The organism is Paenibacillus sp. FSL W7-1332, from assembly GCF_037969785.1.
Classification (GTDB): domain Bacteria; phylum Bacillota; class Bacilli; order Paenibacillales; family Paenibacillaceae; genus Paenibacillus_AQ.
Genome location: NZ_CP150209.1, coordinates 5,858,335 through 5,880,827, shown reverse-complemented (window position 1 = coordinate 5,880,827; position 22,493 = coordinate 5,858,335). Strand labels below are relative to the sequence as shown.

Below are 22,493 nucleotides of genomic sequence, written 5' to 3'. Positions count from 1 at the left end.
TCATGCCATCGATCATGCGGGAAGAAGCGATACCGAAGGAAAAAGTAATATTAGCCAAGAATTATCCGGTTTTTGTCGCCGATACGATTGGCGTGACCAGCCCCTATCAAAAGCTTCATTGGCACAATGTGCTGGAGATAAATTACATTAAATCCGGTACGGGTTACTACATCATCAATGGGCAAAAATTCGAATTCCAGCAAGGGGATGTACTGCTCATCAACTCGAATGATCTTCATTGCGCTTACGAGACGAAGGATCTTGTCATGACCGTCATTTCATTCGATTCGACTTGGTTTATCCATAACCTCCGGTTCGATCCGGAGCTGTTCAGCCCGTTCCGCGAGATGGGCAAGCATTACATGAACCTGATCCCCCGCGACCACCCGGCGATGGATAAGCTGCGTTCGCTGCTGTTTGAGCTGCAGAAGGAGCATGTGGGGGAACAGCGGTCTTACGCTACGATAGTATACTCGCTTCTGCTTCAGTTCCTGGCTACCGTAAACCGGGAGTGCCGGATCGAAGGGGAGGGCGGGAGCGAACCCAGCATCAGCGAACGGCAGCTGGAGAAAATGCGTCAAGTCATCATGGTGATGGAGCAAAATTTTGCCCACCCCTGGACGCTGGAGGAATTGGCTTCCCTGGTCTATCTCAGTCCTTCCAGGTTCAGCGAAATATTCAAGCGTGCGGTCGGGATGCCGCCGCTCTTGTACCTGATCCACATTCGGCTGGAGCAGGCGGTCACGATGCTGGAAGGAGGACATATGAAAGTGATGGACGTCGCCCTGGAATGCGGCTTCCGTACGCTGACCAACTTTAATCGGCTGTTCAAAAAGCACATCGGCATGACGCCGAAGGCTTCACAAAAGCAACATTCCTAAAAACCAGTGAAATAGTGCTGGTTTTTGCTTGTTTTAGCAGAGAAATGAGCCTGGTCAGGCGATACAATAAAGTGGCAAGCATCTCAAGAATATGTCAATAAACCTAACACAAAATATTAAAGGGGGAGATGCCAGTGCCGCAAATCGGGATCGACAGCAGGGCGGAGACGCATGTGAAGAAAGGCCGCTTGCGCCGCTTTCTGAAGCAATGGGATATACAGCTGATGGTGCTTCCGGCCATGATGTTCATTCTGGTTTTCAGCTACATTCCCATGTACGGCGTGCTCATGGCGTTCCAGGACTACAGTTTGTTCAAGGGGTTTCTGAACAGCCCGTGGGTCGGCTTCAAGCATTTTGAGATGTTCTTTGGGGCTCCGGAGTTCTGGACCATTATGCGGAACACTCTGGTCATCAGCCTGCTGAAGCTGTGCATCGGGTTTCCTGCACCGATCCTGCTTGCGTTGATGCTGAATGAAGTAGGGAGGCATTCCTTCAAAAGAATCGTCCAGACCATCAGCTATCTGCCTCACTTCTTGTCGTGGGTCATCGTCTCGGGCTTTGCGATTTCCATTCTGTCCACGGACAACGGCAGTCTGAACATTCTGCTGCAGAAGCTGAACCTGATCGATGAACCGATCAATTTTCTATCGGAGCCGAAGTATTTCTGGAGCATCCTGACGGTAACGAATGTGTGGAAGGAGATCGGTTTTTCCTCCATTGTGTATTTGGCGGCCATTGCTGGCATCAATCCCCAGCTGTATGAAGCGGCTTCCATTGACGGTGCGAGCCGTCTGAAGCAGATCATCTCCATCACGATTCCGTCCATCATGCCGATTATCGTTGTGTTCTCGATTTTGGCGATCGGCAATTTCCTGAATGCCGGTTTTGAGGACATTTTGCTGCTGGCCGGCAATCCGGTATTGCGGGATGTCAGCGACGTGCTGGACACGTACGTCTACCGGATTGGCATTCAGAACAGCCGATTCTCCTACGCTACAGCGGCAGGTCTATTTAAGGCCATCATCAGCGTCTTGTTATTGGCCGGAGCCAATTACTGGGCCCGACGATCGGGGAACAGCCTATGGTAGGGAAGAAAGGGGAGAGATGTTTATGAGGCTGTCAAACGGAGACCGGGTATTCGTGGGGTTCATCTACGGTTCTTTGGCATTGCTGGCATTTATCGCGCTGTACCCATTCTGGAACGCGGCCATCATCTCGTTTAACTCGGGGACTGACACGATGATGGGCGGCATTACGTTCTGGCCACGCGAATTTACGCTGGAGAATTACCGCGTCGTGTTCAAGGACGAGCGCCTCATTGACGGGTTCGTCATCTCGGTGCTCCGCACGGTCATCGGTACGCTTCTATCCATTGTAGCAACCGCCATATTCGCTTATGGCATATCCAAGCGCGAGTTGATGGGCCGAAATTTTTATATGGTCACTTGCATCGTAACGATGTACTTCAGCGGCGGACTCATTCCGAATTATTTGCTTATTCGGGAGCTGGGCCTGATGAACACGTTCTGGGTTATGGTCATTCCAGGTATCATCAGCGTGTGGAATATGATCATATTCCGGACGTTCTTTAAGGGCATCCCGCCCGGCCTTGAGGAGTCGGCCCATATCGACGGTTCCTCGAACTGGGGCGTATTCTTCCGAATCGTGCTTCCGCTATCGGGACCGGTCATTGCGACGCTGTCGTTGTTCACGGCCGTATATCATTGGAATGATTGGTTTGCGCCAAGCATTTACATATCCAACGCGGATCTGCTGCCGATACAGACGAAGCTTCAGCAGATCCTCAATGCCAATATCATGATGGAACAAATGCAGAACATGGATGCGGCGGCGCAGGGCCGGATGAGCGCGATGAAGGCCGTAACGACCAAGTCCTTGTCCATGGCGACCATGATGGTGGCAACCGTCCCGATTCTGTGCGTATATCCATTCGTTCAGAAGTATTTTGTGAAGGGTGTGTTAATCGGTTCTTTGAAGGAGTAATTCACCAGCAACCTTGCCAAGGGTTTAAAGCGGTAGCTTTGACCATAGATGAATCATGAAGGGAGCACTTGGAATGAAAAAAAGGGGAAAAAGGCTTCTATCTGCATGGTCAGTCACGCTTGTCATCGTTATGGCTTTAACGGGATGTTCGGGTTCAGAAGGTAACTCAGCAAGCCCGGAGAAGGAGAGCCCAGGCTCGCAAAACAAGGAGAAGCCAGCCGGAGAGGATACCTTTGTGCTGGGAGAGAACCCGCTGGAATTTTCGTTCTACGGCCACTATGACTGGTATACCATGCCGGATTGGGGTGCGGATCCGGCAACCAAGTGGATCCAGGAGAACAAGAAGGTCAACGTGGTCCCGGTCAGCTCCGGCGGCGTTGCCAAGAACAAGCTTAGTACGATGATCGTGTCCGGGGAGCTGCCGGATGTCATATGGATGGAGCGGGGTGCGGAGGTTGAGAGGCTTCGTGCCGAGGGCATGCTGGTGCCGTTCGACGATTATCTGGATAAATACCCGAATTTGAAAAAATGGGCCGGGGAGTCCACGCTCGATTTGCTTCGCTCGCCGGACGGCAAGCTGTATCAATTCCCGAACTGGTATACGACGCAGCCGAACGGCAATGCCGGCTATCTCGTCAATAAAAAGATTTATGAGGAGCTCGGATCGCCAAAACTGGAAACGCCGGATGATCTGTACGCCTATCTGAAGCAAGTGAAGGCGAAGTATCCGAATATCGTTCCGTTGGAGGTAGGCCAATCGGCAGCGGGCGTGGACATCATGGTGTCGGCTTTTGCCGAGAATCGCCCGTATACGTTCAACAGTATGATTGCCGTACCCCAAGGGGATCAACTCGTGTCGCTGTTCACGGATCCCGTTTATCGCGAGCTGCTTCAATATATGAGCCGATTGTACCGCGAGAAACTCATTACGCAGGATGCCTTCACACAGAAGCTGGAGCAAGTTGAACAGAAGATTCTGAGCGGCAATGTGGCAGTATATGTGGCATCCAGCCCTACCGAGTTCGGTTCCAAGGGCAACAATCTACTGAAGGCACAAGACCCCGATGCTGGTTACATCATGATATGGCCGGTCCACAAGGAAGGATTGGATCGCAACAAAATTTTCCCGGGCGACTACAAACAGCTTGGCTGGAACGTCAGCGTCATTACGCAAGCGGCAAAAGATCCGGAAGCTATTTTCGCGTTCCTGGATTGGTTTACCGGTCCCGAGGGCCAGCGGACGATCATGTGGGGACCTGAAGGTTTGTACTGGGACGGGACGGACGAAGAGGACATGCCGCTGTTCACCGATAAATTCACCAGCGATGCGAAGGGACGCGATGAGCTGATGAACGCCACGGTCAACTTCCAGTGGAACGGCAACACGGTGTATGTCGACAATTCCAAGATGAAATTCGAATCCACGCTCCCGCCGGAGAAGCGGAACTTCGAAACGTATTGGCAATCGGAGATTACCTGGAAGACGCAGATGAACACGACGGAGTACGTTAATCTCGATCCGGCAGGCGATTCGGAGGAAGGCATTATTGCACAGCGCGTGTTCGAAATTTATGAGCAGGTTAGAGCCAAGGCGATCAGCTCGGCCTCCTCAGATCAGGAAGTGCTCTCGCTTCTGGATAAGGCAGAGGCGGATGCGCAAAAAGCGGGTTATGACAAGCTGTTGAAGTACAAAACGGCAAAATGGCAGGAGAATAAGCAGAAGCTGGAAGCATCGAAATAAACGTCACGGCGAAGCCGTCGTTCTTTCAGGGGCTTGCGGAATATCCGCTGGCATTCCTTGGGCAGGACGGCTTCATGAGCCGGGCATCATAGGAGAGATCATACTTGAATTACTACTTGGGAGTCGATGGCGGAGGAAGCAAAACGCTGGCGGTCGTGGCGGACGAGACGGGACGAATCGCAGGAAAGGGAATGGGCGGTTGCGGCAACCATCAGCTTGGGGCAGCGCTTGCGGAATCCAGCATCAGGCAGGCCGTGGAAGAAGCGCTTGGGCAGGCGGGACTACAACGAGAAAATATCACCTGTGCGTCTTTCGGGCTCGCAGGAGCCGACCGCGAGGCGGATTTCCGCATCTTGCGGCCCATGATCGGCGCCATGGGCTTCAAGAAACACCATATCGCATGTGATACCGTCATTGCCATGCGAGCCGGCACAAGACAGAGGGACGGCGTTGTCCTAATATGCGGCAGCGGAACGAACGGTTACGGCGTCAACGCGGCAGGCGAGGAGGTTCAGATCGGAGGATTCGGTTATGCGTTCGGCGATTTCGGTGGAGGCGCTGACCTTGCCGTCGAGGTGTTTCGGACGGTCGTTCGTTCCTGGGAAGGCCGTGAGAAGCCGACTTCTTTGACGCCGCTCACGCTGGATGCGCTTAGATTCAGCAGCGTGGAGGAGATGTTTCACCGATTTTTGGACGAGGGCAGAAGGGCGCCGCATACTTTGGCGAAGCTGCTGTTTCAAGCTGCACCCGTGGATGAGGCTGCAAGAAAGATATTGGAGAGACAAGGGATGGAGCTGGGGAAGGTCGCCAGCGCGGTTATTCATAAGCTTAACATGGGCAATGACGCCTTCGACGTCGTGCTGGCAGGCAGCGTCCTGACCAGGGGAGAAAGGGAATATGTCGTTCCGTATATCGAGTCTCAGGTTCTTGCGGCAGCCCCGAATGGCCGGCTGCGCATTCTGGACCTTGAGCCGGCAGCAGGTGCCGTCCTGCTCGCAATGGATGATAGCGGCGTCGTTCCGGGCACTGCCGTGTATGAACAATTGCAGCAAGAGCTTGCCGTGAAGGAGAGGAATGTGGAATGGGCACTGGATTGAAGGTTGCTGTTATCGGTGGTGGATCCTCGTATACCCCAGAGCTGATTGAAGGTTTCATCCGCCATTATGCGTCGTTTCCGGTGACGGATATCGTCCTCGTGGATATCCCGGAAGGCCGCCGTAAGCTCGAAATTGTAGGCGGCCTGGCCCAGCGAATGATTGAGCGAAGCGGATTGCCGATTCGTATTACGCTAACCTTGGACCGTAAGGAAGGTCTGAAGAATGCCCATTATGTATCGACTCAGATGCGAGTCGGGCTGCTGGAGGCCAGAGGCTGGGACGAAACGATTCCCTTGAAATACGGAATGCTCGGGCAGGAGACGACCGGAGCCGGCGGCATGATGAAGGCTCTGCGTACGATACCGGTTCTTCTGGATATATGCAAGGACATGGAGGTATTATGTCCGGACGCCTGGTTGTTGAATTTCACCAATCCCGCCGGGATGGTAACGGAAGCCATCATGAAGCACTCCGGCATCCGCTCCATCGGTTTGTGCAACTCCCCCATCGCCGCTTACAAATGGCTGTCCGGGCTTTACGAGGTGCCGGCGCAGCGCATCTACTGCGAGTTTGCCGGATTGAATCATCTGCACTGGATCAGCCGAATTGAGGTTGACGGGAAGTCGAAGCTGGAGGAGCTACTGGCTGCAGGCGGGAGCTATTCTGCCGGCAACGTGCCTCAGTTGGCCTGGAATGATACGCTGATTCGGGCGATAGGTGCGATTCCGTCCTATTATTTAAAATATTATTACCTCCATCGTGAGATGCTGGAGGAGCAGCAGGCTGCCGCGGTAAGAGGGGAGACAAGAGCCGAGACGGTCCAGCGTCTTGAGGAAGAGCTGTTCGAGATTTACGAGCAGCCGGGGCTCGCGGAAAAGCCGAAGCAGCTTGAGCAGCGCGGCGGTGCTTATTACTCCGAGGCGGCCGTCAATCTGATGAAGGCTATTCATACGGATAGCGGTGAGATTCAGACGCTGAATGTCATGAACGGCGAGACGCTGGACTTCCTGCCGGCGGATGCCAGTATCGAGGTGAACTGCGTCGTGACGAAGAACGGTGCGGTTCCGGTGCCGGTCGAGCGAGTACCGGCTGCGGCGGTGGGCCTGATCCAAGCCGTGAAAACCTACGAAAGTTTGGCTATCGAGGCGGCAGTAACGGGAAGCAGAGAGAAAGCGCTGCTCGCGCTTAGCGTTCATCCGCTCATCGATTCCGTTGGTGCCGCGGAAGCGATGCTGGATGAGATGCTGGAGCGGAACCGTTCGTATCTGCCGCGATTTTTTCAGGAGCAAGAAGTTCGGTAAGCGGTGACTGACGTTTAATACAAGCTATTACTTGTATACCCTAAGTCATTAAGCGTCTAATATTTTTCAAGAGCGGCAAGAAGAGCCTGGAACTCCGCGTTCCAGGCTCTTCTTTATGGGCTGGGTTGCTGACCCTAGTCGGTTGTTGCGTTTCGTATAACGGATACGCTGGATTCCCTGACGATGAGCCTCGGTTCGAATTGCACGCGTTCGTATTGGCCGGACTTTTGCTCGCGAAGGCGCTTGAGCAGCAATTCCGTAGCCAGCCGGGCTACTTCATCGCCCATGATGGACACCGAGCTGATCTGAGGCGTCGTGACGGTGGTCCATACATTGTTATCGATGCCGACGACGGCCACATCATCGGGAACCCGGATCTTCAGCTCTTTAAAACGGTTGACGATACCGATCGCAACCATATCGTTTACCGCATAGATGGCGTCCGGCATATGCCTCAGGCCATAGAAATAGTCCGCCGCACGAACCCCCGTTTCAAACGAGAAATCCTCCCCGAAATAGACAAGCGACGGATCGACTTGCGTCAGCGACTGCTCATAGGCCCAATACCGCTCTTCGATTTTATCTTTGGGCGCACCCGCGTAGGCAATGCGGGTCCGACCGATTTTCAGCAGATGCTCCATGACAAGCCTGCCCTCCTGGCGTGCCAGGCCGACGATATCGGCTTTATACTCATCCCCCAGCTGTTTCCCATAATTAATGATCGAGACGGGGAGGCTGGATTTGTTGATCAGGTCGCCCAGCGTTTTCGGATAAGCCAGCGGCATAATAATCAAGCCGTCTACGTGCAGCTTCTTGATATCTCTCACGATTTCAAGCTCGTTACGGGCATTCCCGGCCGTATTGATCTGAACGACCCGATATCCGTGCTGCTTGGCGGTCTGTTCCACCGACCAGGCGATTTCCGGGATGATTGCATTACGGATGTCAGGCACGGCCAAGGCGATTTGATTCGTCTGCCGAACCTTCAGGCTTTGAGCCGATGTATCCGGACTAAATCCGATTTCTTCGATCACCTGCATGATCCGTGCTTTCGTTTTCGGACTGATCCCCTTGCTGTCGTTGATGGCTCGGGACACGGTGGCAATGCCAACGCCCGCTTGTTTGGCGACATCTTCAATCGTCACTTTTTTGGGATTTACCATATTCAAAAAGTCCTCTCTCTATTTCGGAAACGTTTCCTGTTATTGATCTGATTCGAAATCCTAATGGAGTAATATCTATATTATAACATTAAGAATACCTTCAATTCATGGAACACCTCGCTAAGAAATGAGGTGCGGCGGAAGAGGGCGCATAAAAAGCTGCAACTCCTTAAAAAAGTCGATGTACCCTGATCACCGGTTGTCCATGACTTTTCATACATTATAGTCCATCATGTTTGACAGATTGTCAAAACTGTGACATATTTGTTTTCGGAAACGTTTCCCGTTTTGTTTTTATTTTTTCGAACCCATAAGGAGATGAAGACAATGCAAGCATTGCGCTGGCATGGAGTAAAGGATCTGCGTTTGGAGACCATTGCGGAGCCGCAAGTTACGAGTGGAAAAGTGAAAATCAAGGTTGAATGGTGCGGGATTTGTGGCAGCGACCTCCACGAATACGTAGCCGGACCTATATTTATACCTGAGAATACGCCTCACACCCTTACCGGAGAACAGGCTCCGGTGGTTATGGGCCATGAATTTTCCGGCCAGGTGGTAGAGGTTGGCGAAGGCGTTACGAAATTCAAGGCCGGTGACCGCGTGGTTGTTGAGCCTGTATTTGCATGCGGAAAATGCGAAGCTTGCAGACAAGGCAAATACAATCTGTGCGACGAAATGGGCTTTCTCGGCCTTGCCGGCGGTGGCGGCGGATTCTCCGAATATGTCGCCGCGGATGAGCATATGGTTCATAAAATTCCGGACAGCGTCTCCTATGAGCAAGGGGCTTTGGTAGAGCCTTCGGCAGTCGCTTTGTATGCCGTACGCCAAAGCCAGCTCAAGGCAGGGGATCGGGCGGTTGTATTCGGTGCGGGGCCGATCGGTCTGCTTGTCATCGAGGCATTGAAGGCAGCAGGGGCGTCCGAGATTTACGCCGTGGAGCTGTCGGCTGAGCGTAAACAAAAAGCTGAAGAATTGGGTGCCATCGTGATTGATCCGAAGGCTTACGATGTGGTTGAGGAACTTCATCGCCGGACCGGCGGCGGGGTAGATGTCGCATTTGAAGTGACGGGTGTTCCGCCTGTACTGAATCAAGCGATCAACTCTACAAAGATTGGCGGGCAGATTATGATTGTGAGCATCTTTGAAACCTCCGCTCCGATCGTGCCGAATGACATCGTGATGAAGGAGCGCAATATTACCGGAATCATCGGTTATCGCGACGTATTCCCGGCTGTCATTAGCCTGATGGAAAAAGGATTCTTCCCTGCGGATAAGCTGGTCACCCAGCGGATCAAGCTGGATGAGGTTATCGACCGGGGCTTTGAGGCTCTGCTTAAAGAGAAGAACCAGGTGAAGATCCTGGTGAGTGCTCACTAAACGCAGTAACGCATTTGCACAAGCTTTAGCACATTATACAAAACAACGGCGATTACCTCCGAATGGATTCGGGAGGTCATCGCCGTCTTTTTTAAACTCATTCAATTAATCCTTGATCAACAAATAAATAAAGTAGGGTGCTCCGAGACATGAAACGACTAATCCTACAGGAATCTCGGAAGGGGCCATTAGGTTCTTGCCGATCATATCGGCCACAAGCAGCACCAGTGAGCCGAGCAGCGCGGAGACCGGGAGCATTCCCTGATGACGGGGCCCTACCAGCTTACGCGCCAGATGCGGAGCAACCAGTCCAAGAAATGCGATCCCGCCGCCTACGGCCACGCAGGCGCCAGCGAGGGCAACGGAGATGAACAGCAGCGTTCTTCGCTCGCGTTCTACCGTGACCCCAAGTCCCGCTGCCGTGTGGTCCCCAAGGTTCAGCACATTCAAATGTTGCGATTTATACACCGCCCAGGGAATCAGCAGAAGGATCCACGGGAGGATCGCAACGACATATTCCCAGCTTGCGCCCCAAATGCTTCCGGACAGCCAGATGGTAGCCTGCATGAAATTGTTAGGGTCCATCATGAGCTGGAACACGATAATAAGCGCGCCGAAAGCCGCGTTGATGCCAATCCCCACAAGCACCAGCCGGATCGGCGTTACGCCTTGCTTCCAGGCCAGCGAATAGATGAGGAAGGCGGCAAGAAAAGCACCGAATAGGGCGGCAAAAGGCATGATATAGACGGACCATATGCCGGAGCTGAACGAGCTGCCTTGGAAATAAAAGATATACAGCACGACGGCCAGTCCTGCTCCGGAATTAATGCCTAGGATGCCCGGGTCTGCCAGCGCGTTCCGCGAAACACTCTGCAGAATAGCACCGGAGACGGCGATTCCCGCACCGATCAGGATGGCAATGACCATGCGGGGTAAACGAAAGTGCACCAGAACGGTATAATTTTGCTCAGATCCCGTCCCGTTGAATGCTTTGATGACCTCAGCGAGCGGGATTTTCATCGTTCCCATATTCAGGCTGACCAGAAACACGGCTAATATGGCCAGCAGCAGGATCATCGACACGGACATGATTTTTCGCGTTGTATTCATCGTTACAGCCCCCTCCCTTCCCGACGTGCAAGATAGAGGAAGAAAGGAACGCCGATCATGGCCGTAATTGCGCCAACAGGCGTCTCGAACGGAGGGTTGATCATCCGCGCCCCCACATCGGCAAACACCAGCAGAAGTGCTCCCATGACAGCAGAACAAGGGATGATCAGCCGATAGTCGGGACCTACGATGAAGCGAACGATATGCGGGATGACAAGCCCCACGAATCCGATCGTTCCGCCCACAGCTACCGCTGCGCCCGTGAGGAGCAGCACAACGAGCGTGCCCAGAAACTTCACGGTTCCTGTTTTTTGGCCAAGCCCGGTAGCGACCTCTTCGCCCAGGCTCATGACGGTAATGGATCTGCTGAGTGCGAGTGCAATGAGCAGCCCGATGATGGCGACAGGGATCAGAAGCTGCACGTTCACCCACTGCACGCCCGACACGCCTCCGGCATACCAGAAGCTGATATCCTTGGCAACGTTAAAGCGGATGGCAATGGCCGAGGAAATCGAGCTTAGGAGCGCGGTTACGGCAGATCCGGCCAGAGCCAGCTTGACGGGCGTCAGGCCCCGTTTGGATAACGAGCCGATGAGAAGCACGAGTCCGGCCCCAAGGCCTGCACCGGCAAAAGACAGCAGCATGAGCACAGTGTTGGATGGCGACTCCATAAAGGCAAACCCGATCGACATCATGAAAGTGGCACCTGCGGTGACTCCCATAATGGAAGGGGAAGCAAGCGCGTTTCTTGTCATGCCTTGCATGATGGCTCCGGAAACCGCCAGGGAACCGCCGATCAGTGCAGCTGCCAGGGCCCTCGGCATGCGCAGTCTTTGGATAATCTGGTGCGAGGTGGAATGGGCATCGAAGCGGACAAACGCCTCCCATATGGTGGACAGCTTAATGTTCGAAGCGCCATAGATAATGGAGGATGCCATCGCTGCAGCCAGCAGACCAAGCCCCAGCAGAATGACGGCCGCGGCTGTCTTGGGACGATAAATGGATTTTGCGGTTGATTTGTTAATGGGATGATTTGCTTGCATAGTCACCTAAACCTTCGTGTTGATAAAAAAATAAGAATGAAAGTATTGTAATTGAGAATGAATTTCATTATCATGGTTATATTATATCACTTCATCCCAAGATTGCTAGTGATCTAAGCAGAAAAAATATACATAAAGGGGACCTGTAAAATGAGTCGATTTAAGAAAAAAATATGGATAATCGCAGGACTATTGGCAGCTTTCACGCTGCTTGCTGCTTGTGGAAATAGCAAGGACGCAGCCGGGAACGAGCCAACGGAGGCGCAAACGCCAAGCGAGCAGAACGGCGGCAGCGAAGCGAAGCCGGAGGAAGGAAGCTCGGAAGCCAAGACAGAACGAACACTGACAGACGCCATGGGTCATGAGGTGAAAATTCCAGCCGAGCCGAAACGGGTGATTGCTTCTTACTTGGAGGATAACCTGGTGGCGTTAGGAATTACCCCAATCGCGCAGTGGTCGGTCAAAGGCGGAAGCGTCCAGGATTATCTGCAGGATTCATTGAAGGATGTGCCTACGATTGAGCATGATCTTCCCTTTGAAGCGGTAGCGAGCTTCCAGCCGGATTTATTGATTATGGACTCGGCTTCCATGGTAGAAGGCAATAAGTACAGCCAATACGAGAAGATTGCTCCAACCTACGTCATCGGCAATGAGGTCAATAACGATTGGCGCGAAGAGCTGAAGAAAGTAGGGGAAATCTTTGGCATGGAGGAGGAAGCGCAAGCGGCACTCGATCAATACGAGCAGAAGGCAAAGGAGGCCAAGGAGAAAATCCAGCAATCGATCGGCGGTGAATCTGCTGCAGCGATATGGCTTGTCGGCGGTAAATTGTTCGTCGTAAGCGAGACATTGTCCAGCGGAGCCGTTATGTACGGCGACTTGGGACTTACGGTACCGGACGTGGTGAAGGAAATTTCGGCATCGGCTACGGGCAACTGGTCCTCCATTTCCCTGGAGAAATTGGCCGAGCTCGACGCGGATCATCTGTTCTTTATTAACAGCGACGGCGAAGGGGCGGATGTGCTTCAGGATCCGCTCTGGGCGAATATTCCGGCCGTTAAGAACGGCAACATCTATGAATATGGAAAAGAAACAAGCTGGCTGTATACCGGTACGATTGCCAACGGCCAGATCATCGATAACGTGCTGGAGAGTTTGGTGAAATAAACGCTGTTAGATCGAGCCAATCAGCCGCCTTCCCACATTAGTGGGGAGGCGGTTTTTTGTATGGGTACGTATATGGAACAGGGACGGCGCAAACATTCAGCAGGAAAACGTGGGCACTCACAGAACTAATTAGCGAGGTGGGAATGATGATGCCGAAGTATATGCCGGACTTATCCAATGTGCAGGCGAAGCTGAACCGATACTGTATGCGAATCTCAGGGGATCCATGGGAAGCGGAGGATCTGCTGCAGGACGTCATGATAAAGGTGATGCGAGCCGTTGAAACCGATCCTGGAAAACACCTGTCCAATGCCTATTTATATCGCATCGCAAGCAACGCGTGGAAGGACCGACTGAAGAAGGATAAGCCCGGAATGAGGGCTTCCCAGGATGAGTTAGCAGATAGGGCGGCCGAGGATGACGGCTTATCCACCAGGGAGCTCTTGGAGGCCTTAGCGGACCGGTTGTCCCCACGGGCGATGGTTATTTTGCTGCTGATGGACGTTTTTGACTTCACGGCCAGGGAGACGGCTGATTTTCTCTTCATGTCGGAAGGGACGGTTCAGGTGTCGCTCGGACGTGCGCGAACCAGGCTGAAGAAGCTGCATCGCTTGCAGCAAACAGGCATGGAATCTAAGCCGCAAGAGAAAGCCCGGGCAGGCACAGCGGCAGGACTGGATATGGATGGGCTTGTGGAGGCTTTTCGGAAAAGGGATCCCAAAGCCATTTGTACCTCGTATCTCCAATTGACGAAGCTGCGAATAAGAATAAGCAAATTGAGCCGGGTTGGCGGAGCCCTTGCATTTTATATGGAAGATCCGGATGGAAATGTATGGAAACTTACAGAATAAAACATTATATTTGGACGCTGTTTGGTTTTAGCTCGAAATTTCGTTACTTATGTGTCAGTAGCTATATAAGCAAATCAAAGAGGAGGAAGTTTTTTGAAAAAATCCCTTTTGTACGGCGTTGGCATCTTTGTACCGGTCAGTGATCTGAAGCGTTCGACGGCCTGGTATACGGACATGCTCGGATTTGAAGTGATCCATACGGATGAACCGAATGCGGTGGTCATGCGAATGAACGATGAGAAGGTATCCTTCTGCCTCGTGCGGTCCTATGAAGTGAAGCAGCCGGTTTTTCCCAGAAATGATTATGGCGTGGGGCAATATTTCAACCTGCATACCACGAATGTAAGTGAAATTCATCAACGATTGGTTGCCAAGGGAGCCGACGTGACGGAAATTGAGGATTTTGGCGGGTTCAAGGGCTTTTCCCTGACGGATCCAGACGGCAACCGCTGCGGAGTGACGGAGTAACGACAGCGAGAAGCAGAATGGCTATAACCGACGGGCATCGTGTTTGCCCAGACGATCGATTAGGAAAAACACCCATTCATTGACTTGGCAAGGATGGGTGTTTTTGCTGCGGTGATTATCGAATGTGCATCAACAGTCGTATCAAATCCGTTATTCCTGATCCCGACAGTGCTCCTCGGCCGCCGAAGTAAACTCTTCCTCATTCTCGGAAGCAAGTTTATCACCGTATTGGTCCAAACGCTCAGGGCTGCTGGAAGGACCGTCGTTCTTAGGTTTGCTGTTTCTGCCTGTCATGCTGCATTCCTCCTTATGTGGGGTTCTCATCGATTGCGAACGTACGAATGATCGTACTTTGCGAACGTTTATGTTGTTCCTGATTTGGCGCGGGATTATGCACGCAGGGTCTCATCTTCCGTTTATGAAGTTATGATGAAAGCGCTCGTAGCTGCTTGTTCGTTTCAGCCGTGACATGATACCATAGTAGAATTTAGAAGATTCATAGATTCAACACGCTTAAACGATATGGATACCACGGAGGTTGCGATATGAAGCTAGTGTCATGGAACGTCAATGGATTGCGGGCCTGCGTAACGAAGGGATTTATGGATTATTTTCAGCAGGTGGATGCCGATATATTTTGCGTGCAGGAAACGAAACTGCAAGCGGGGCAGATCGAGCTCGATTTAGGGACGGAATATCAACAATATTGGAACTATGCGGAGAAGAAGGGGTACTCAGGAACGGCGGTATTTACGAAAATCGCCCCATTGTCCGTTCGCTATGGTCTGGAGGAAGACAGTGAGCCCGAGGGCAGAGTGATCACGCTGGAGTTTGAGGACTTCTATCTCGTAAACGTGTATACGCCGAATGCGAAGCGCGACCTGAGCAGACTGGATTATCGATTGGAGTGGGAGGAACGGTTCCGTGCTTACTTGCTTCAGCTTGACGAACGTAAACCCGTGATCGTATGCGGCGACTTGAATGTGGCACATCAGGAAATCGATTTGAAAAATGCCAAGTCCAATCATGGCAATTCCGGCTTCACCCTGGAAGAGCGCGGCAAAATGACCGATCTGCTGGCAGCGGGCTTCATCGATTCCTTCCGCCACTTCTACCCGGACCGTACGGACGTATACAGCTGGTGGTCGTATATGGCCAAGGTAAGGGAGCGGAATATCGGCTGGCGCATCGATTATTTTCTGGCGTCTGCCCGTTTAACCGAGAAGCTGAAGGATGCCGAGATCGACTGCCATGTGATGGGAAGCGATCATTGCCCGGTGAGTTTGACGCTCAGCGAGTCATTACGTTAAAATTCAGATTTTTAAAAAAAGCCAACCGAAGAGCAGGGGACTGGATAACAGCCTTGCCTACGCCGGTTGGCTTTTATATTGAAAGCAAAGGCTCCGTTCACCCAATCTGATGCTTCAACTTGTCCAGAAAGATCGAGGCCGGCTTCGACAGATGGTGGGTTCCGGGCTGTACCCATCCGAATGAAGAAGCAGTGTGGCCGGGGGGCATCTCCAGCTCCAGCGTTACGATGTTTCCCGAAGGTACGGGAGTGAAGCTCGAGAAGGACAAATCGACCCCCACCGTGACCGCTACATTTTCTTCGACGACCTTCTGTATGACTCTTGTCTGGTTGGTTGAGAAGAGCAGATCCATTTCCCCGTACTGCTCCTCGAATACATCCATCAGCTTGAACAGACTGTCATCCTTGTAGAGAACCAAGGGGTATTTACGCAGTTCTTCGGGCGTGATCGATTGCCGCATGGCAAGTGGAGATTGACGGCTGACCCCCACCACGAATTTGCTCTCCAGCAGCTTGCCGAAGTGAAGGCCGCGGTGTTGATGAATGGTGGAATCATCCACAAAAATCAAACCGATATCCGCATGATTTTGTTTGATATCCTCAATAATATCAAGTGTCGCTTTTTCCGTAATTTCGAGTTTGATCTGGGGGAAGTCCTTTTTAAACTGGATAATGGCATCGATGGACAGCGTTAAGGGGACCGGAACGGTAGCAATCCGCAAAGATCCGCTCAGCAGGTTGGAATATCCTTCGGCTTCTGATTTCAGCTCCTGAAATTGTTCCAAAATGGCATAGGCTTTCTGGAGGATTCGCTGGCCCTCGGCTGTGGGTACGGCACCAAGCCGCGACCGGGTGAACAAGGAGAAACCGAACTCGGCTTCCAGGCTGGACACTGCTTGGCTGACGGCGGAAAGGGTAACGTTGCAATTCTGGGCTGCTTTGGTTAACGATCCTGTCTTGGCCGTCTCCACGATATATTCCAGTTGTTCAAGATTCATATGACCTCATCCTTAATCTATAGTTAAGTAATATTAATTAGGTTTAAATTTACTTAAATATAACGCAGCGTTACAATGAACACAAGGACATGGACACACAATGTTCAAACAATAACGCTATTATACCCTAGGAGGTCATTGATAATGTCAGAACAACGTGTAGCGGTAATTACCGGCGGAGCAAGCGGAATCGGTCGTCAGGTCTCCCTTAAATTTGCAAGAAAGGGCGATCGTGTCGTCGTTGCCGATTATAATGAGGCAGCCGGTCAAGAGACGGTCGAATGGATCAAAAAAGAAGGCGGCGAAGCCACTTTCGTTCAAGTCGATGTTTCCAAACAAGAAAGCGTCGAGGCGCTTGTGGATAAAGCGGTTGAGCTTTACGGCCGCATCGATGTCATGCACAATAATGCGGGTATTGGCGGGGCTGGACCGGTTCTCGAGCAAAATATGGATCTCTACCATCGCACCATTAACGTGAATCAGCACGGGGTGGCTTACGGTATTATAGCAGCAGGCAGAAAGATGAAAGAGCTTGGCATTAAAGGCGTGATCATCAATACAGCATCCGTATTCGGATTCCTGGCTTCACCGGGAACGTTTGCTTATCACGCTACAAAAGGCGCTGTCATCATGATGAGCAAATCCGCTGCGCTTGAACTGGCACCATATGGCATTCGCGTCGTTGCCGTTGCTCCTGGAGCAGTGGATACACCGATTATTCAAGGCTATAAAGATTCCGGGATGCTGGATTCCATGAGAGCCAAAGTCATGGGCGGTGAATTAACAAAGCCTGAGGTTGTTGCGGATACCGTGTATCTCGTGTCACTGGATGAAGCCGCTGCGATTACAGGCAGCGTGGTCATGGCTGACCAAGGTTACGCGTCATTTAAATAATGTAACGGTCATTTTATGGATTGCTAATTATCGATATACGCTAATACAAACCTCTCTTTTGAATGGATGCTGGCTGCAGCTAGCATGATTCGTAAAGAGAGGTTTTCTTGGATTTCCTGTCAAAAGATTTCCTCTCTCCACAAAAAACAGTTAAAATAGAAAGGAAAATTAAAAGACCATACATATGGTGTCAGACGACGATTACTGGAAGAGAGGTATATAAATATGATCATTAAACCTAGAACACGCGGATTTATTTGCACAACATCCCATCCTGTAGGCTGCGAAGCCCAGGTGCAGGAGCAGATTGATTATGTGTTACAACAGCCTGGCATCGAGGGCCCGCGCAATGTGCTGGTTATCGGCGCTTCCACCGGGTACGGCTTGTCGGCCAGAATTGCTGCCGCATTCGGCTCCCGGGCAAATACTGTAGGCGTGTATCGTCCCAGCCAGGCAACCGAGAAGCGGACCGCTTCGGCAGGCTGGTATAACTCGGTCGCATTTGAGAAGGCAGCGGAGGCTGCAGGCTTAAAATCGTTCAGCGTGACAGGAGATGCTTTCACGCAAGAGACCAAAGCCAAGACGGTTGAGCTTATCCGCAAAGAGCTGGGACAGGTTGATCTCGTAGTGTACAGTGTTGCTTCGGCGCGCCGTACGCTGCCTGAGACGGGTGAGACGGTCAGCTCCGTATTGAAGCCGATCGGACCGGCCTATACCAACAAGACGGTAAACTTCCATACGGGTGAAGTGACGGAGGTAACGATTGAGCCGGCCACGGAAGAGGAAGTGAAGAACACCGTAGAGGTGATGGGCGGCGGCGATTGGGAATTATGGATGAATGAGCTGGCGGAAGGCGGCGTATTGACTCCTGATGTGACCACGATTGCTTTCTCCTACATCGGCTCCGAGATTACCAAAGCCATCTACCGGGATGGATCCATTGGACAAGCCAAGGATCACCTGGAGGCAACCGCGCTGAAATTGAACGAGAAGCTTGCTGCTGGAGGCGGGCGAGCTTATGTAACGGTCAGCAAAGCGTTAGTGACCCAATCCAGCTCAGCGATCCCGGTCGTTCCGCTGTACGTATCGGCGCTGTACAAAGTGATGAAGGAGAAGGGGCTTCACGAAGGCTGCATCGAGCAGATCTATCGTCTATTCTCCGACCGCCTCTATAAAGGGCAAGAAACGCCGGTGGATGAGAAGGGGCGCATCCGTATTGACGATTGGGAGCTACGCGAGGATGTACAGGCCGAGGTAGCCGAACTGTGGAGCAAGGTGACAAGCGAAAATATTGAAGAATTGACGGACCTTGCCGGTTACCGCCGCGAGTTCTTCCAGCTGTTCGGCTTTGAAACCGATGGCGTGGATTACGATGCGGATGTTAATCCAGTGGTCGACAATCCGAAAGCCATTTAATGCAAAAAAGCGAGCCCCGAAATGATTGGGGGACTCGCTTTTTTTTGCGGGACAAACGGAATTGGGAAGCTTCTGATTCATTCAGGTTATAGGTATGTAGATTTGGGCCTTAGAGGCATGTACCGAAGTTCTCAGCTCCAAGCTGTAGAGCGACGGGTTTGGCGTAAGGGCACGTTGTTTCAATTGCTGGATAACATAGGCATAGGACTGGTCGGTATCCTCCCTGTCGGAATGCCCCTCATGGGTGTACATGGCATATTCCTGTGTCGGCAGGGTTAAACCCACCATCCGCTCCGGCGTATCACGAATCGTCGTTACCTCGATTCCGGCTACATAGTGATAGATCTGCTGTCGATTCAAAACAGCTGCAATATACAAGGGATTCGACGTTTTCTTGCGGATATATGGAATTTCCTCCATACGGTCCTGGAGTTCCTGCCAGAGCTTTGGCTTGAGGGCTTGGGACATATAATAGGCCGTAAAAGGAAGCTTCATCTCCAGGCCGACGATCAGCGTTTGCGGTTTGATGATCCGCTGAATAGATTCATTCGTCTGTGCGGATCGTTCTCGCTTTTGCCGCGATGTCAGAATGGAGTAGCCGCCGTTTTTCCCCTCATTGGCGTATAAAGGGACACCTAAACGAGACAGCTCATGAAGATAGCGGAGCATCGTACGGTACGAAACCGAGAATTCTTCGGCTAACTCGCCAACAGTGAAGTTTTGCCGTTCATACACCCGCTGCATGACCTTAAGGATGCGTTCGGTTTTGGGCATGTTTTCGCTCCTGTGATTTTTTATACTATGACAGTTTCTGGCATAGTTCAAGTATATAATGAAACCAAATACAGGATAAAGGAGCATTTACTGATGACAATCGATCAACGAAACGAAGCAGCGGTTACGACTAAGGAAGCTTTTCAGGCGATAGGATTGAAGTGGGAAGGCACATTTGCCGAGGCGGGTGCAGGCGGGATACGTGCAGTGCATCGGTTGATGCAAGAGCGGCTCGCGGAGATCCCCCATGCCTTGCATACCGACACGCTGCTGGGGCTATCTTATCACGCTGTTCCCGGTGGTGACGGATTTATTCACTACGCGGTCGTGGAAGTGGAACGGATCGACGAAATTCCGGAGGGGATGGTTACGATATCCGTTCCCGCATTAACCTATGCCTCTTGTACTCATCGGAAAGAGCAGAGCATCGATCAGTCCTATAACAATATCTATGCCTGGATCAAAGAACAAGGTTACTCGGAATATAACCCGGATCATTTAACGCATTTCGAAAAATATCCGATGAGCCAGGATCCCTATGCGGATGACCCCGAATTTATCATCATGATTCCTGTTCATATATGAGAACAGAAAAGTCCTCGAAGGATTGGGCAGGTTGGGCTTGTTTCATATAGGCGGGGAAAAATGATGGAGTGCTCACCGCACGATCTAGATTTTCGTAGCGGTGAGCGAAAAATACGTCGTTACTGCGGAGTTGTACTAAGCCTTTCTAATCACGGGAATCCATAACTCGTTCTTATGCTCATCCGGAGGAAGATAGCATTCGATGGCGGGAAGCGGCGCTAGATCATAAGTTTGGGATGGTATCCACTCCGTATAAAGACGTTTCCACATCTCTGCAATGCCGCTTGGATCTCCTTCCAGCTCGAATACGGCCCAAGTGGCGGCAGGGAAATGTCGCTGTACCATCGGTTCCTGAGGCGTATCCGTGGATACGACGGACATGATGTAGTCAAAATCCTCATTCTTCCCATAGTCACCGTCTGCACAAACACCGAGTATTCCGCGGATCGGATGGTCCTGCACACGATAGTTCCATAGTTTCTCGAAAATGCCCTTCTCCTGGGCCTCCATCCAGAGGCGGGGAACGTCTTCATAAGCACGCTGCGTGCGTACCTGCTCCTTGAAACCGACAACGGAAAACTCTTTCATTTCTTCGATTCTGTAATTCATTTCGGCAGCCCCTCGCATTGAGAATTGAAAGGAGATGCGGGGATAGGCCTTCAGTTTGGTGCCGGTTTGGCGTGCAGCCGTCGGCGTTGTGCCATGCATGTTCTGGAACGCACGCGCGAACGCCTCCGGGGAATCATAACCATATTTAAGCGCTAGATCGATTACTTTGATATCGCTGTTTTGCAGCTCGTAAGCGGCCAGTGTCAGCCGGCGTCTCCGTATGTATTCGGACAGCGACACATCCGTAATGAACGGAAACATGCGTTGAAAATGATAAACGGAGCAGCATGCGATCTGAGCAGCTTCAGCGTAATCGATCTCCTCGGTTATGTGCTCTTCTATATAGCCTATGGCCTCATTCATCCGCTTTACCCAATCCATCCGGTCATCATCCTTTCTAAGATCAATGTATAAGAAGGTGCGCTTGATAGGCCTAGCCGTTGCTGAACGGATTCCGCTAGCCCGGTTATCTAAGTCAAACCATCATTCCAACGCAGGTACTAGGCAAAAAAAACAGCTTAGCGGTTTGGCGTATACGGATACGAATGTCCATACTTTACGAGCACATGCCACAGCTGTTTGAGATGCTGGAAGGTTTCAGCAAATGTTCCCCAATCGCTCCATTCGCTTGAATCATGGTGCAGTTGAGCAGCCGCTTTGCCGATAATGGCTGCATCCAGCATGCCCAGCGAGCCTCCAAACCGTTGATCGATCCGCTTGGTGAGCGGTCGCATGGCGGGTCCCCGAAAATCATCCGGAACATCCCGTACAGCAAGGCAGAAGCCGGGATGCCAGGACAAGGTGAGGTTATACCGTTCACATAAAGCATGAAGCAAAGATCCAATTGGGGTGTTCCTATAGGAAGGATCGGCTACCAGGGCCTCCACATCGCTGGACAAGTCAATGACGCCATGGATCTGCGCTTCAATATAATCATCCAAGGAACGACCGACAGGCCCGGAAGAACCGGTATATGATGAAGGCAGATGAAGAAGCCGATCCAGCATGGATGGAATGTCCACATTCGGGGAACCCAGGGCCGAGCCAGTGGACTCAACTTGATGCAAGAGTGCAGCGAGAATGGAATCCCATCGACGGAGCGTGCCTACATACTCAGGACCTGCATGACTGTCTCCGAACGTAAAGGTACAGCGGTTCAATACGTTAGGGGACAGCACCAACAAACAGGAGCCGAAGCGGGGAGACGCGCCATCGGCATAATTCATAAGATTAAGTCCTCCGTATTTCGGCCGCTCATCGTTACGCACACCGGGCTGCTGGTAGGCTCCGCCAAACAGGAGCCGTTCCCATTGGTCGCGGTCACCGCCCGGATAAGCGGTCTTGCTTCCATTGGTCACGCTCGTGATGAATTGGTTATGATATATGCCTTCTGCCATGAGGGATTCGATGACAGCGTGTCCGGCGGGCAGTATCCGATCCGGATGGAAATTCAACGTGACGCGGGCAAATTTTTCGATATAGGATAACAGTGAGCCGATCGTTACGGAATCTTTTCCATGCTTCCGCAAGATGTGCTCCGTCATTTTCAAGGCGACCCTTCGCTGGCTCGCCGCTGTTGATTCGACATGAAGAATCGCTTGCTGCTGCGCTTCAGATAACCGTCCGCTCATAAGTGGATTTCCTCCATACTCTCCAAACTAAACAACGATCGCTATTATCCTCATCATTTCTAGCCCACGGGCTG

At 51.8% G+C, this 22,493-nt stretch carries 22 protein-coding genes; 14 read left to right on the top strand and 8 right to left on the bottom strand.

Going from position 1 to position 22,493, the window contains the following annotated elements:
- The first annotated feature begins 2 nt into the window (after window positions 1–2).
- The 6 genes from MKX98_RS26580 (at window position 3) to MKX98_RS26555 (ending at window position 7,024) form a co-directional block, all read left to right on the top strand.
- Window positions 3–881, top strand: coding sequence for an AraC family transcriptional regulator (locus MKX98_RS26580; protein ID WP_194544255.1), 879 nt, complete (start codon window positions 3–5; stop codon window positions 879–881).
- A 134-nt stretch (window positions 882–1,015) separates the two neighbouring features.
- Window positions 1,016–1,969: an ABC transporter permease subunit gene (locus MKX98_RS26575; protein ID WP_339219402.1), complete on the top strand. Its 954-nt coding sequence runs from the start codon at window positions 1,016–1,018 to the stop codon at window positions 1,967–1,969.
- A 22-nt stretch (window positions 1,970–1,991) separates the two neighbouring features.
- Window positions 1,992–2,885 carry a carbohydrate ABC transporter permease gene (locus MKX98_RS26570; protein WP_260068104.1) on the top strand — a complete coding sequence of 298 codons (894 nt, stop codon included), beginning with the start codon at window positions 1,992–1,994 and terminating at the stop codon, window positions 2,883–2,885.
- A gap of 73 nt (window positions 2,886–2,958) precedes the next feature.
- Complete coding sequence (locus tag MKX98_RS26565; protein WP_339219398.1) at window positions 2,959–4,626, top strand: extracellular solute-binding protein; 1,668 nt, start codon at window positions 2,959–2,961, stop codon at window positions 4,624–4,626.
- Window positions 4,627–4,730: 104 nt separating this feature from the next.
- Entirely contained in the window at window positions 4,731–5,723 is a 993-nt protein-coding gene (locus MKX98_RS26560) for a BadF/BadG/BcrA/BcrD ATPase family protein (RefSeq protein ID WP_194544252.1), read from the top strand.
- Window positions 5,708–7,024, top strand: a complete 1,317-nt coding sequence (locus MKX98_RS26555) for a 6-phospho-beta-glucosidase (protein ID WP_339219395.1) — start codon at window positions 5,708–5,710, stop codon at window positions 7,022–7,024. Before MKX98_RS26560 ends, MKX98_RS26555 begins: the two co-directional genes overlap by 16 nt.
- Before the next feature lie 134 nt (window positions 7,025–7,158).
- On the opposite strand, the gene MKX98_RS26550 is transcribed toward MKX98_RS26555, so the two are convergent.
- Window positions 7,159–8,187: a LacI family DNA-binding transcriptional regulator gene (locus MKX98_RS26550; protein ID WP_113057555.1), complete on the bottom strand. Its 1,029-nt coding sequence runs from the start codon at window positions 8,185–8,187 to the stop codon at window positions 7,159–7,161.
- Between the two features lie 327 nt (window positions 8,188–8,514).
- On the opposite strand from MKX98_RS26550, the gene MKX98_RS26545 reads away from it, so the two are divergent.
- On the top strand, window positions 8,515–9,564 hold the full coding sequence (locus tag MKX98_RS26545; protein WP_339219393.1) for a 2,3-butanediol dehydrogenase: 1,050 nt from the start codon (window positions 8,515–8,517) through the stop codon (window positions 9,562–9,564).
- A 105-nt stretch (window positions 9,565–9,669) separates the two neighbouring features.
- On the opposite strand, the gene MKX98_RS26540 is transcribed toward MKX98_RS26545, so the two are convergent.
- Window positions 9,670–10,674, bottom strand: coding sequence for an iron ABC transporter permease (locus MKX98_RS26540; RefSeq protein ID WP_339219391.1), 1,005 nt, complete (start codon window positions 10,672–10,674; stop codon window positions 9,670–9,672).
- 2 nt (window positions 10,675–10,676) lie between these two features.
- Complete coding sequence (locus MKX98_RS26535) at window positions 10,677–11,717, bottom strand: iron ABC transporter permease (protein WP_220684099.1); 1,041 nt, start codon at window positions 11,715–11,717, stop codon at window positions 10,677–10,679.
- Window positions 11,718–11,867: 150 nt separating this feature from the next.
- Here MKX98_RS26535 and MKX98_RS26530 point away from each other — a divergent pair, with 150 nt between their 5' ends.
- From MKX98_RS26530 to MKX98_RS26520, 3 genes are all read left to right on the top strand, one after another.
- Entirely contained in the window at window positions 11,868–12,884 is a 1,017-nt protein-coding gene (locus tag MKX98_RS26530; protein WP_339219388.1) for an iron-hydroxamate ABC transporter substrate-binding protein, read from the top strand.
- Window positions 12,885–12,940: 56 nt separating this feature from the next.
- Window positions 12,941–13,735: an RNA polymerase sigma factor gene (locus MKX98_RS26525; protein ID WP_339219386.1), complete on the top strand. Its 795-nt coding sequence runs from the start codon at window positions 12,941–12,943 to the stop codon at window positions 13,733–13,735.
- A 93-nt stretch (window positions 13,736–13,828) separates the two neighbouring features.
- On the top strand, window positions 13,829–14,203 hold the full coding sequence (locus MKX98_RS26520; RefSeq protein ID WP_071217928.1) for a VOC family protein: 375 nt from the start codon (window positions 13,829–13,831) through the stop codon (window positions 14,201–14,203).
- A 150-nt stretch (window positions 14,204–14,353) separates the two neighbouring features.
- Here the strand turns inward: MKX98_RS26520 and MKX98_RS26515 are convergent, their stop codons facing one another.
- Window positions 14,354–14,497, bottom strand: a complete 144-nt coding sequence (locus tag MKX98_RS26515) for a hypothetical protein (RefSeq protein ID WP_009595787.1) — start codon at window positions 14,495–14,497, stop codon at window positions 14,354–14,356.
- Window positions 14,498–14,748: 251 nt separating this feature from the next.
- Here MKX98_RS26515 and MKX98_RS26510 point away from each other — a divergent pair, with 251 nt between their 5' ends.
- Complete coding sequence (locus tag MKX98_RS26510) at window positions 14,749–15,513, top strand: exodeoxyribonuclease III (protein ID WP_194544245.1); 765 nt, start codon at window positions 14,749–14,751, stop codon at window positions 15,511–15,513.
- A 97-nt stretch (window positions 15,514–15,610) separates the two neighbouring features.
- Here the strand turns inward: MKX98_RS26510 and MKX98_RS26505 are convergent, their stop codons facing one another.
- On the bottom strand, window positions 15,611–16,510 hold the full coding sequence (locus MKX98_RS26505; protein ID WP_071217930.1) for a LysR family transcriptional regulator: 900 nt from the start codon (window positions 16,508–16,510) through the stop codon (window positions 15,611–15,613).
- A gap of 144 nt (window positions 16,511–16,654) precedes the next feature.
- On the opposite strand from MKX98_RS26505, the gene MKX98_RS26500 reads away from it, so the two are divergent.
- Window positions 16,655–17,404: an SDR family oxidoreductase gene (locus MKX98_RS26500; protein ID WP_339219382.1), complete on the top strand. Its 750-nt coding sequence runs from the start codon at window positions 16,655–16,657 to the stop codon at window positions 17,402–17,404.
- Between the two features lie 225 nt (window positions 17,405–17,629).
- Entirely contained in the window at window positions 17,630–18,820 is a 1,191-nt protein-coding gene (gene fabV / locus MKX98_RS26495; protein WP_339219380.1) for an enoyl-ACP reductase FabV, read from the top strand.
- Window positions 18,821–18,901: 81 nt separating this feature from the next.
- On the opposite strand, the gene MKX98_RS26490 is transcribed toward fabV, so the two are convergent.
- On the bottom strand, window positions 18,902–19,594 hold the full coding sequence (locus MKX98_RS26490; protein ID WP_194544242.1) for a GyrI-like domain-containing protein: 693 nt from the start codon (window positions 19,592–19,594) through the stop codon (window positions 18,902–18,904).
- Window positions 19,595–19,687: 93 nt separating this feature from the next.
- On the opposite strand from MKX98_RS26490, the gene MKX98_RS26485 reads away from it, so the two are divergent.
- Window positions 19,688–20,179 carry a GyrI-like domain-containing protein gene (locus MKX98_RS26485; RefSeq protein WP_339219377.1) on the top strand — a complete coding sequence of 164 codons (492 nt, stop codon included), beginning with the start codon at window positions 19,688–19,690 and terminating at the stop codon, window positions 20,177–20,179.
- Window positions 20,180–20,314: 135 nt separating this feature from the next.
- On the opposite strand, the gene MKX98_RS26480 is transcribed toward MKX98_RS26485, so the two are convergent.
- Together MKX98_RS26480 and MKX98_RS26475 are read right to left on the bottom strand one after the other, a co-directional pair.
- Window positions 20,315–21,169, bottom strand: a complete 855-nt coding sequence (locus MKX98_RS26480) for an AraC family transcriptional regulator (RefSeq protein ID WP_339219375.1) — start codon at window positions 21,167–21,169, stop codon at window positions 20,315–20,317.
- Window positions 21,170–21,306: 137 nt separating this feature from the next.
- A complete protein-coding gene (locus MKX98_RS26475; RefSeq protein ID WP_339219373.1) occupies window positions 21,307–22,419 on the bottom strand; it encodes a DUF3626 domain-containing protein in 1,113 nt (370 codons plus the stop codon).
- Between the last annotated feature and the right edge of the window lie 74 nt (window positions 22,420–22,493).